We start from the raw sequence: 11,316 nt of genomic DNA, 5'->3' as shown, positions 1-11,316 counted from the left end.
ACAAAGATTGTGTCCGATTTGCCCGGCCAACGTGACCGGGGTCACGCGCCCCCGGCGCACTCGGATGGAACCGGCGCGCGCGCACCACCGTTCCTTTTCTTCTGGGGGCAAAACCGCACACTCTCCTCTGTCAATCCCGCCCCCGAGACCAAGCCACCATCGATCCTAAGCGACTTTCCAGCCACTTTGTACTGGCTGGTCAGTCACCGAGCGCCTTGCGGAGACGGTCCTCGTTCACCCGCCAGAAGGTGTGCTGGCTGCCGTCGATCAGGACCACGGGGATCTGCTCCCAGTACCTGTCGTGCAGCTCCGGGTCCTGGGTGATGTCCTTCTGCTCCCACGGAACGCCGAGCTCCCCGCACACCTTCTCCACCACCACCTGCGCGTCGTCGCACAGATGACAGCCGGGTTTGCGGACGAGGGTGACGAGCCGGTCCCGCGGGGCGGCCGGAGTGTTGCGGCGGAAGAGAGGGCTCATACGGGCCATTGTCGCGCGCGCCCCGACTAGGCCGTCCCGGGAAGTTCACGACGTTCGAACCTCGCCGTTCCGGAAGCACCTGACGGACTGGCTATGCTCACGCCATGGCCGCTCTCGGATGGCTCACTCCCCGTAGGCGCTCCGCCACGGCGCGGAGCGTGTTGGCAGGCGAGGCCTCGGCGGAGGCAGCACGCAAGTCCACCCAGGACCTTGCCGAACGCGAACCCGAGTTCCCGGTACCCGGCGACGAACGGGCCGCCGCGTTCTTCGACCTGGACAACACGGTGATGCAGGGCGCGGCCCTGTTCCACTTCGGCCGCGGGCTGTACAAGCGCAAGTTCTTCGAGACGCGCGAGCTGGCCCGGTTCGCCTGGCAGCAGGCGTGGTTCCGGCTGGCCGGGGTGGAGGACCCCGAGCACATGCAGGAGGCCCGCGACTCGGCGCTGTCCATCGTCCAGGGCCACCGCGTCGCCGAGCTGCAGTCCATCGGCGAGGAGATCTACGACGAGTACATGGCCGAGCGGATCTGGCCGGGGACCCGGGCGCTGGCCCAGGCGCACCTCGACGCCGGGCAGCGGGTGTGGCTGGTCACGGCGGCACCGGTGGAGATCGCCACGGTGATCGCCCGCCGGCTGGGGCTGACCGGTGCGCTGGGGACGGTCGCGGAGTCGGTCGACGGCGTGTACACGGGCAGACTCGTGGGCGAGCCCCTGCACGGTCCGGCCAAGGCGGAGGCGGTCCGCGCGCTGGCCCTCGCGGAGGAACTGGACCTGAGCCGCTGCGCGGCGTACAGCGACTCGCACAACGACATCCCGATGCTGTCGCTGGTCGGCCACCCCTACGCGATCAACCCGGACGCCAAGCTCCGCAAGCACGCCCGCCGGATGGACTGGCGCCTGCGCGACTACCGCACCGGCCGCAAGGCCGCCAAGGTCGGCATCCCCGCGGCAGCGGGCGTCGGCGCGGTGGCCGGCGGCACGGCGGCCGCCATCGCCCTCCACCGCAAACGCCGCTGACCATACGGCCGGCGTGGCTGCGGGCAGTCGTGCCCCCGCCCGGCGGCCACCCCCCGGATCACCCGTCAATCACACGCACCCCGACCGCCCCCAGCGACACCCCCACCACGCCCCCGACACACCGATTCCAACTCCCGTACCCCATAACGCCCCTGGCCAGTCACATGGGCCGCACACGGCCACAACTCGCCCGTCTACCAACCCAAATGCGAAACGTTTCGGTCAACAACCGGTCACCACGGCACCTCTGAACACGCCTCAACCGGTTACGGAAGCGACGTAATCGATGATTTGAGCAACTCGGTGTAGCAGGGCCTGCACGAAGCGTTATTCTCCTCAGACGCAATCCGGTACCAACCCGTCGCTACGACGGGTGAACGGTCCCGCACTGCACGTACTACGTACTGCACGTGATGGAAGCTCTGCCTCTGGGAGTCCCGTGTACCCACACGTCGGGGTTGACGCCTCGGGCCTGGCTACGCTGCGCGCGACAGTCGCGACAGCCCGAGACATGTTGCGCGGTGTCGTCCCCACCGCGCACACCGTCCCCGCATTCGCCATCGCCCCCGCCGGCCCGTGCTACGCCCTCGCCGACGGCACCGCCGCCGTCGGCAGACGGGGGCGCCCCGCCGCCACCACCCGCCGCCCCGCCGCCGACAGCGACAGTGCCCGGATGATGGACCTCGTGGAGCGCGCCCAGGCGGGCGAGGCCGAGGCCTTCGGGCGGCTCTACGACCAGTACAGCGACACCGTGTACCGGTACATCTACTACCGCGTCGGCGGGAAGGCGACCGCGGAGGACCTCACCAGCGAGACGTTCCTGCGGGCACTGCGCCGCATCGGCACGTTCACCTGGCAGGGGCGCGACTTCGGCGCCTGGCTCGTGACCATCGCCCGCAACCTCGTCGCCGACCACTTCAAGTCGAGCCGCTTCCGTCTCGAGGTCACCACCGGCGAGATGCTCGACGCCAACGAGGTCGAGCGCTCCCCCGAGGATTCCGTCCTGGAGTCCCTGTCCAACGCCGCCCTCCTCGATGCCGTACGACGACTCAACCCCCAGCAGCAGGAATGCGTCACGCTCCGGTTCCTGCAGGGTCTGTCCGTCGCCGAGACCGCCCGGGTCATGGGCAAGAACGAGGGTGCCATCAAGACCCTGCAGTACCGGGCCGTCCGCACCCTCGCCCGGCTGCTCCCGGAAGACGCCCGCTGACCCGAACGACCCCGGCCGACCGGAACACGTTCCGCGACCTCCAACTCACGGTATGTGAAACCCGGTTGGCTCCCTCATTCGGCCATCGGGCGTCCGTAACCCAAGTGCCGCGCCGCTCGTTGTGCGGGATACAGGCTCCCTGTGGTCACCCCCCGACCCACTTCGATCACCCGATCGTGTGACCTTGGTCGGGGTGAGGAACCCTCAGGACCCCCTGGGGAGTCGACCGTCATGACGAGAGGAGGTGCCGTCAGTGATCGCGAACGTATCGGCGCACCGGCGGGCGAACGCCTTCGCCCAGGCCCTGGAGGAAGAGTCCGACCGGGGCACGGCGGCCGAGCAGTCCGAAGGTTCGGCACCGGCCCCGCCCGCCGCCGAGCGCGAGCAGACACGGCTGCTCGCACTGGCGTCCGGACTCGGCGCGCTGCCCAAACCCGAACTGGACCCCGAGGTCAAGGTCGTCCAGCGGGCCCAGCTGGTGGCCGCGTTCGAGGCCATGCTCCAGGAGGGCACCGCAGCGGGAGAAGCGGCGGACCAGGCCGTACCCGGACAGCGTTCGCGCCGTGCCCGGGGCACACACCGGGCGACCCCGCTGGGCAAACTGCGGCCACGGTCACGGCTGGCCAAAGGGCTCACCGCGGGCGGACTCACCATCGGTGTCGCCGCCGGCGCCCTCGGCGGAGTCGCCGCCGCCAGCTCCGACGCCCTGCCCGGCGACTCCCTCTACGGACTCAAGCGCGGCATCGAGGACGTCAAACTCGGCCTCGCCGACGGGAGCGACGAGCGCGGCCGGGTCCACCTCGACCACGCCTCCACCCGCCTCGGCGAAGCCCGCCGGCTGATGGAGCGGGCCCGCAGCGGCCCCCTCGACCACGAGTCCCTCGGCGAGATCCGCCGCGCCCTCTCGAGCATGCGGCACGACGCCTCCGAGGGCCACCGGCTGCTGCGCGAGGCGTACGAGCGGAACCCGGACTCGCTGGGCCCGATGCAGGCGCTCTCCTCCTTCTCCCACACACACCGCGGAGCCTGGGGCACGCTGCGCGACAGGCTGCCGGTTCAGCTCGGAGACGTGAGCGAGCAGGTGACGTCGGTGTTCGACGCCATAGACCAGGACGTCGCCCCGCTGCAGTCCCTGCTTCCGCAGCCCCCGAGCGACAAGGTCGGCGACGGGACACGGCGCAGCGGCTCCGCGTCGGCGTCCGGCGACCCGTCCGGGTCCCGCCCCTCGCAGTCCCCCGGCAGCAGCGACGGCGCCTCCGGGGAGAGCGGCTCCCGCGACACCGCGCCGTCCGGATCCGCCGACGCCGACCGTGAGGACGACGGCCTGCTCGGCGGCAACACCGGCGGACTGCTCGACCCGCCCAAGGAGAGCGGCGGCCTCTCGACGACACCGCCGCCCACGGGCGACGCCACCGGGTCCCCCGCCCCCGACGTGACGCTTCCGCCGCTGCTGCCCGGCCTGCTCCCGGGTCTGGGCATCGACGCGGAGGACGCGGAGTAGACCCGCCGGGGCGCCCCTCTCACCCGAGGGGCGCCCCGGCCCGTACGACACCCTCAGAAGAACACCGACCGCCGCTGCACCAGAAGCTTGACCCCTCCCGTCTGCCGCCCTCGCGCTGCCGCGCAGGCTTCGGACAGCCGCGCCCGACTCCGTCCGTCGTCCCACCGCCGCGCACCCGGACCAGGCACCCTCAGAAGAACACCGACCGCCGCTGCACCAGAAGCTTGTACAGCGTGTGCTGGATCTGCTCCCTGACCTGGTCGGTCAGGTTGAACATCAGCATCGGGTCCTCCGCCGCCTCCGGCGGGTAGCCGTCCGTCGGGATCGGCTCCCCGAACTGGATGGTCCACTTCGTGGGGAGGGGAATCGCCCCCAGCGGCCCGAGCCACGGAAACGTGGGTGTCAGCGGGAAGTACGGAAAGCCCAGCAGCCGGGCCAGCGTCTTCGCATTGCCGATCATCGGGTAGATCTCCTCCGCCCCCACGATCGAGCAGGGGATGATCGGCGCGCGCTGCCGCAGCGCGGTGGAGACGAACCCGCCCCGCCCGAAGCGCTGGAGCTTGTACCGCTCGCCGAAGGGCTTCCCGATGCCCTTGAACCCCTCCGGCATCACCCCTACCAGCTCACCCCGCGCGAGCAGGCGCTCGGCGTCCTCCGCGCAAGCCAGCGTGTGCCCGAGTTTCCGGGCGAGTTCGTTGACCACCGGCAGCACGAAGACCAGGTCCGCCGCGAGCAGCCGCAGATGACGGTCGGCCGGATGACGGTCGTGCACGGCGACCTGCATCATCAGACCGTCCACCGGCACCGTCCCGGAGTGGTTGGCGACGATCAGGGCGCCACCCTCCGACGGGATGTTCTCGATGCCCTTCACCTCGACCCGGAAGTACTTCTCGTACACCGGACGCAGCAGTGACATCAGGACCTGGTCGGTGAGCTCCTCGTCGTACCCGAAGTCGTCGACCTCGTAGTCCCCGGTGAGGCGGCGGCGCAGAAAGGCGAGACCGCTCGCCACCCGCCGCTCCAGGCCGCCGGCTCCGGAGCCGTCGCCGGTCTGCTCCTGGGGCTGGGGCTGCTCGTCCTCTCCGGTCACCGGATCATCTTCACGCACGGACGCCACGCCCGGCAGTGGCTGGACCTCCCCCACCGCCGCGGCCTGCGCGGGGCCCTGGCGCCGGCTCCCCGGACTTCGGCGGCGCGACGGGCGCTGCGCGGCACCGCCGCGGGGGCGGTGGTCGTCGTCGAACGGAATGACCTTGGCGTCCGCCATCGTTGCTGCGCTCCTCAGTTGGCGCTCTGCGTCGGGGAGTGACCGCTGCCCGGGAGGGGCAGCGCGGCGATCCGGTCGACGGCCCCCGCGAGGGCCTCCGGCGGAAGCAGCCCGGGACCACGACTGCGCGCGAAGTCCGCAAACGTTTCAGCAGTCGAGTACTTCGGGGTGAAACCCAGCGTCTCCCGCATCTGGTCCGTCGCCACCACCCGCCCGTGGGTGAGCAGCCGGATCTGCTCGGGCGAGAAGTCCGTCATCCCCAGCGTACGCACCAGCGAGCCCGCCCAGGTGACCGCGGGAAGCAGCAGCGGCACGGTCGGCCGGCCCAGCCGCCGCGAACACTGCGACAGCAGCAGCACGCCGTCGCCCGCGATGTTGAAGGTGCCGCTGTTGAGCGTGCCACGCCTCGGTTCGTGCGAGCCGATCCGCAGCACCTCGATGACGTCGTCCTCGTGCACGAACTGCAACCGGGGGTCGTAGCCGAACACGGTCGGCAGCACAGGCAGCGAGAAGTACGAGGCCAGCGGGCTGTCCGCGGCCGGGCCCAGGATGTTGGCGAACCTGAGCACGCACACGGCCACGTCAGGGCGGCGGCGCGCGAAGCCCCGCACGTAGCCCTCCACCTCGACCGTGTCCTTCGCGAAGCCGCCGCTGGGCAGCGACTTGGGTGGGGTCGTCTCGGTGAAGACCGCGGGATCGCGCGGCGCCGAGCCGTAGACGTTCGTACTGGACTTCACGACCAGGCGTTTGATGCTCGGGGACTTCTGGCAGGCACCCAGCAGCTGCATGGTGCCGATGACGTTGGTCTCCTTGAGCGAGGTCCGGCTGCCGCTGACCAGCGGCGTGCCCGTGACATCGAGGTGGACGACCGTGTCGGCACCCGTCTCGGCGACGACCCGCGCGATGGTGGGCTGCCGGATGTCCGCCTGGACGAAGTCGGCGCCGCCCAGGTGATGCTCGGGCGGGACCGCGTCCACGCCGACGACCCGGTCCACCTCCGGATCCCGCAGGATCCGCCGGACGAAACGGCCCCCCAGCTGACGGGCCACCCCGGTCACGAGCACGACCTTTCCCAAGATCAGCGCCTTCCTCTCGCCCTGCTCCCGACGGCCAACCTATCGGGTCGTCGTCGCTCTGTGGTACCGGCCGGATGCTTGACGTGACGACATCCCCGGACGTACGAACGCCGCCCCGGACCGTACGAATGGCAGTGGCCCCCCACCGGACTGCGGTGGGGGGCCACTGGACACGCTGTCGCGCTGCCGCTTACTTCTTGTTGCGACGCTGAACGCGCGTGCGCTTGAGCAGCTTGCGGTGCTTCTTCTTGGCCATCCGCTTGCGCCGCTTCTTGATAACAGAGCCCACGACTACCCTCGCTCACTTCTCATCACTCGGTGTTTGGGCGCCATGGGCCCACACGACCTACGAGGGGCTAGCCTACCCGCCCGAGCGCTGAGGTCGTAATCGAGGTGACCGGGGAGGCCCACGAGTGCCCGGCACGGGACTCCCCGGCACGCCGTCAGGCGGAGTCCACCCCCACGTAACTCTCGCGGAGGTACTCGTGAACCGCTTGCTCCGGGACGCGGAACGACCGTCCCACCCGGATCGCGGGCAGATGACCACTGTGCACCAGCCGGTACACGGTCATCTTCGACACTCGCATCACCGAGGCGACTTCCGCCACGGTAAGGAACTGAACCTCGTTCAGAGGCCTTTCGCCAGCTGCAGCCATGACACACCTGAACCTTCCGCACTCGACGGCCACCGGCTTCCCCTTCCGGTGACTCTTCGTCGCTGCGTGCTCACTCCCCAATGTAGGGGCGGGTGATGCGAGTGGGGAAGAGGTGCACCCATCGGCGGCCTACTGTGACAGACACGCTCGATTGAGTACGTAGCGGGTCAGCGGCAGGTAGTAATCGGACCGCACGCCGTCATCAAGTGGAACCACGACGGATACGGCCCCCTCGGCCTCCCCGACGAACGGGGCCGGGTCGTTCACATCCGCCAGTCCGACGGTCTCGAACCCCAGCTGACCTGCCCCGCAGACCCAGCCGTGATCTCCGATCACCATCTCGGGAAGCGGCCCGCCGGCGTCGGCCGCCGCGGCGAGCGCGATCCGAACCGGGAGGGGGGAGTGCGTGTGTGCGCCCGGCTCACAACCGGGGCGCTGCGAGGTCGCGCCCCGGACGAGCCCGACTCCTCGTACGTAGTCGAGGTTGCACGTGCGTAGACCGAACCGGGTCGTTATGTCGACACGGCGACCCTGCGCCGGGGTGAGGACGGCACATCCCGCCGACGACAAGCCGTCTGCCAGAGCGGCGTAGAAACCGAGCAGCCGGTGCGGGTGACCGGTCCCGAGCAGCACCGGTGCACGACGCCGGGCGGCGGCCGCCAGCCGTTCCGCACAGGCGTCCAGGGCCGCCAGGGTGCGCCCGGGGTCGATCACATCATGGCCGAAGGTGTGCCGAGGATCGGCCGAAACCCCGCACCTGTCCGCCATCAACGTGATCAGATCCCGCTCGCCCCACACCCCTTCGGGAGCCAACCCGATCAGCAGGCGCGGATCCCCCGCGGCGAACAGCCGGTAGCTCCGCAGGCTCTCCTCCCGGGTCGTACCCACCATCCCCGCGAGCCGGGCAGCCAGCAGATGCGCACGAAGGCCGTCGGAGGTCAGCACGGAAGTGATGGTGCGGGACACCCGGACGGGCCGCGGCCGGAACGGCGCGAACACCGCACGGTTGGCCCAACGACCCGGGACGCCGGCCTCCTACGGCAGCAGCCCCCGCAGCGGGAACACCGCGCGCCGCGCCGCGAGGACCGCCTGGTCCAGACGGTCCGCCGGGTCGTACCCCTCGTCCCAGGCGGCCCACGAGACCGGCCACCGCCCGTCCGTCATCCGCCGGGGCGCCGGCTGCCGGGTCCGGGCGTAGACCTGCTGCCGCCATTCCTCGGGGATCATCGTCGTGGGCTCCACCGGCCGCTCCGCCGCGATGCCCACCAGATGCGTCCAGGACCGCGGCACGACCTCCACCACCGCGTACCCGCCACCGCCCAGCGCCACCCACCGCCCGTCGGCGTACGTGTGCGCCAGTTCGTGACACGCCATCTGCACCGCCCGCTGCGCGTCCAGCGACACGGCCAGGTGCGCCAGTGGATCCTCGAAATGCGTATCGGCCCCGTGCTGCGTCACCAGCACCTGCGGCCGGAAGTCCGCGATCAGTTCCGGCACGACGGAGTGGAACGCCCTGAGCCACCCCTCGTCCCCGGTCCCCGCGGGCAGGGCGACGTTGACCGCGCTGCCCTCCGCGCTGCCGGCTCCCGTCTCCTCCGGCCACCCGGTCTGCGGGAACAGCGTCCGCGGGTGCTCGTGCAGCGAGATCGTCAGCACGCGCGGGTCCTCCCAGAACGCCGCCTGCACCCCGTCCCCGTGGTGCACGTCGACATCCACGTACGCGACCCGCTCGGCGCCCAGCTCCAGCAGCCGGGCGATGGCCAGCGAGGCGTCGTTGTACACACAGAAGCCGGACGCGGCACCCGGCATCGCATGGTGCAGTCCGCCCGCGAAGTTCACCGCGTGCGGCGCCTCCCCGCGCCACACCGCCTCCGCCGCACCCACCGACTGGCCCGCGATCAGCGCCGACACCTCGTGCATCCCGGCGAACGCGGGATCGTCCATCGTGCCCAGCCCGTACGACTGGTCCGCCACAGCCGGATCGGCCGACGCGGCCCGCACCGCCTCGATGTAGTCCTCCCGGTGGACCAGCCGCAGCGTCGACTCCCCGGCCGCCTTCGCGGCGACCACGTCCACCTCACGGTCGAGCCCGAGGGCACCGACCAGACTCCGGGTCAGCGCGAGCCGGACCGGGTCCATCGGATGGTCCCGGCCGAAGTCATAGCCCGTTACTGCCTCGTCCCACATCAGCTGTGTGCGGCCGCTCATGACCGCCACCGTATCGGTCCGGTTGAGGCGCGAACGACCGGGCGCACACCAGCGTCACCAGGACCAACACCATCGGCACAAGCATCGCCCCGCGGTAGCTCCAGACATCACCGAGTGCCCCCACCAACGGGGAACCGATGAGGAAGCCCACGTAATTGAAGACGTTCAGCCGGGCGACGGCCGCATCGGAAGCCCTCGGCCCGCCGTGCTCGTCGGCGCGCCGCCCCGCCGCCGCGAACGTCTGCGGCACCAGGACGCACAGCCCCAGTCCCAGCAGCGTGAAGCCCAGCATCCCCACCCACGCACCGGGCGCCCCGGCCACCACGGCGAACCCCACGGCGGCCACCAGCGTCCCCGCCCGCACCACCGCCACGGCCCCGAAGCGCCGCACCCCCACGTCCCCGATCGTCCGCCCCAGGAGCGTGGTGACCATGTAGACGTTGTACGGGACGGTCGCCAGCTCCTCCGAACCGCCCAGCACGTCCTGGAGGTACTTCGCGCTCCAGTTGGAGACCGTCGAGTCCCCGATGTACGCCACGGTCATCACCAGACACAGCGGCACCAGCCACCTGAGGCCCACGGCCGCGCCGTCGCCCCCGGTGTCCTCCGCGGCCGGCCGGTCACCGCCGTCGACGTACCACCGGCTCCCGGCCAGCGCGGCCGGCAGCAGCACCAGGACCACCGGCAGGTACGACACCCACAGCGCCAGCTCCCCGTGCGCCCCCACCCACGCGAGCGACGCCCCGGCGATCCCGCCCAGGCTGTACGCGGCATGAAAACTGAGCATGATGCTGCGCCCGTAGGCGCGCTGGAGACTCACCCCCAGCATGTTCATCGACGCGTCCAGCGCCCCGACGGCCAGCCCGAAGGCGGCCAGTGCCCCGGCGAGGACGGCCATCTGCCCGCCCGCCCCGACCCCCAGCAGCGCCAGCAGCACGACCGGCTGCGACCACCGCAGCACCCGGCTGGGCGGAACCCGCTTCACCAGCCGCTCCGTCGTCACACTGCCGATGCCGGCCAGGATCGGGACGGCGGCGAGGAAGACGGGCAGCAGCGCGTCGGAGACCCCGTACCGCTCCTGGATGGCTGGGATCCGCGTCACCAGCAGGGCAAAGGCGACGCCCTGCACCAGGAAGGCGAACGCCAGCGAGACCCTGCCGCGCCGCAGCACATCAGTCATGGCGGCGAGCGTAGAGCCCGGGGGTACTGGTGGGTAGATCCGGTCGAAGATGAACGACGCTCAGTTTCGCGCGAGCAGGCTGCCCAACTCCCGCATGTCGTCGAAGAGTCGCGTGGCCCCGCCGAGCCTCTCGGCAGGCGTCATCGCGGTGAAGCCGTACACATCCATCCCGGCCGCCACCGCAGCCCGCACACCCAGCGGACTGTCCTCGACGACCACACACCGCTCCGGCGCCACACCCATCCGCTCGGCCGCGTACAGGAACAGATCGGGTGCCGGCTTCCCACGGCCCACATCCTGCGAGCTGAAGATCCGCTCGTCGTCGAACCACCGCTCGAGACCCGTCGTGCGATGCCCCACCCTGATCCGCTCATGATTGCCGGACGAGGCGACGCAGTAGGGCACCCCGTCCGCGGCCAGCTTCTCCAGTACGACCATGGCGCCGACGACCGGCTTCAACTCCTGCTCGAAGGCGGCGAAGACCCGCCGGTGGAACACCTCGTCAAAGTCCGCCGGCAACCGCCGCCCGGTCCGCTCCTCGACGAGATCGTGCACGCGATGCATGGCGGAACCCATGTAGTCACGGATGGAATCCTCGTACGAGGTCGGGTGGCCGAGCTCGGTGAGGTAGGCGGCCAGAAGCCGATTGGAGATCGGCTCGCTGTCGACGAGCACGCCGTCGTTGTCGAAGATGACGAGGTCATAGCGCATTCCTCGACCCTAG

General features: G+C 70.7%; 12 protein-coding genes. 3 read left to right on the top strand and 9 right to left on the bottom strand.

Translation table 11 applies throughout. The features are described from left to right. Positions 1-199: 199 nt before the first annotated feature. Entirely contained in the window at positions 200-478 is a 279-nt protein-coding gene (locus BU52_RS05355; RefSeq protein ID WP_037929014.1) for a glutaredoxin family protein, read from the bottom strand. Between the two features lie 104 nt (positions 479-582). Between BU52_RS05355 and BU52_RS05350 the strand changes: the two genes are divergently transcribed. The 3 genes from BU52_RS05350 (at position 583) to BU52_RS05340 (ending at position 4,205) form a co-directional block, all read left to right on the top strand. Continuing rightward, complete coding sequence (locus BU52_RS05350; protein WP_051857947.1) at positions 583-1,494, top strand: HAD family hydrolase; 912 nt, start codon at positions 583-585, stop codon at positions 1,492-1,494. A gap of 439 nt (positions 1,495-1,933) precedes the next feature. Then, the gene (locus BU52_RS05345) at positions 1,934-2,704 is read left to right on the top strand and encodes an ECF subfamily RNA polymerase sigma factor, BldN family (RefSeq protein WP_078903125.1); all 771 of its coding nucleotides are present in this window, start codon (positions 1,934-1,936) and stop codon (positions 2,702-2,704) included. A gap of 253 nt (positions 2,705-2,957) precedes the next feature. Next, entirely contained in the window at positions 2,958-4,205 is a 1,248-nt protein-coding gene (locus BU52_RS05340; protein WP_037929009.1) for a DUF5667 domain-containing protein, read from the top strand. 190 nt (positions 4,206-4,395) lie between these two features. Here the strand turns inward: BU52_RS05340 and BU52_RS05335 are convergent, their stop codons facing one another. The 8 genes from BU52_RS05335 to BU52_RS05305 all read right to left on the bottom strand — a co-directional run bounded on the left by BU52_RS05335 (position 4,396) and on the right by BU52_RS05305 (position 11,303). Next, on the bottom strand, positions 4,396-5,472 hold the full coding sequence (locus tag BU52_RS05335; protein WP_037929006.1) for a lysophospholipid acyltransferase family protein: 1,077 nt from the start codon (positions 5,470-5,472) through the stop codon (positions 4,396-4,398). Positions 5,473-5,486: 14 nt separating this feature from the next. Beyond that, entirely contained in the window at positions 5,487-6,548 is a 1,062-nt protein-coding gene (locus tag BU52_RS05330; protein WP_037929003.1) for an NAD-dependent epimerase/dehydratase family protein, read from the bottom strand. A 190-nt stretch (positions 6,549-6,738) separates the two neighbouring features. Then, a complete protein-coding gene (locus tag BU52_RS33265) occupies positions 6,739-6,837 on the bottom strand; it encodes a 30S ribosomal protein bS22 (RefSeq protein WP_003948845.1) in 99 nt (32 codons plus the stop codon). A gap of 154 nt (positions 6,838-6,991) precedes the next feature. Further along, positions 6,992-7,204 carry a helix-turn-helix domain-containing protein gene (locus BU52_RS05325; RefSeq protein WP_157847821.1) on the bottom strand — a complete coding sequence of 71 codons (213 nt, stop codon included), beginning with the start codon at positions 7,202-7,204 and terminating at the stop codon, positions 6,992-6,994. A gap of 129 nt (positions 7,205-7,333) precedes the next feature. Beyond that, positions 7,334-8,149, bottom strand: coding sequence for a phosphatase (locus BU52_RS05320; RefSeq protein ID WP_037929673.1), 816 nt, complete (start codon positions 8,147-8,149; stop codon positions 7,334-7,336). A 90-nt stretch (positions 8,150-8,239) separates the two neighbouring features. Next, a complete protein-coding gene (locus BU52_RS05315; RefSeq protein WP_078903133.1) occupies positions 8,240-9,412 on the bottom strand; it encodes an acetoin utilization protein AcuC in 1,173 nt (390 codons plus the stop codon). Continuing rightward, positions 9,363-10,592 (bottom strand): MFS transporter, encoded by a 1,230-nt coding sequence (locus BU52_RS05310; RefSeq protein ID WP_107061086.1) that lies wholly within the window; start codon positions 10,590-10,592, stop codon positions 9,363-9,365. The genes BU52_RS05315 and BU52_RS05310 overlap by 50 nt, the downstream gene beginning before the upstream one ends. A gap of 60 nt (positions 10,593-10,652) precedes the next feature. Then, entirely contained in the window at positions 10,653-11,303 is a 651-nt protein-coding gene (locus BU52_RS05305; protein ID WP_037928991.1) for an HAD family hydrolase, read from the bottom strand. Positions 11,304-11,316: the final 13 nt, after the last annotated feature.

The sequence above is a fragment of the Streptomyces toyocaensis genome (genome assembly GCF_000725125.1).
In the GTDB taxonomy this organism is placed as follows: Bacteria; Actinomycetota; Actinomycetes; order Streptomycetales; family Streptomycetaceae; genus Streptomyces; species Streptomyces toyocaensis.
This window is presented reverse-complemented; position numbering and strand designations above follow the sequence as displayed.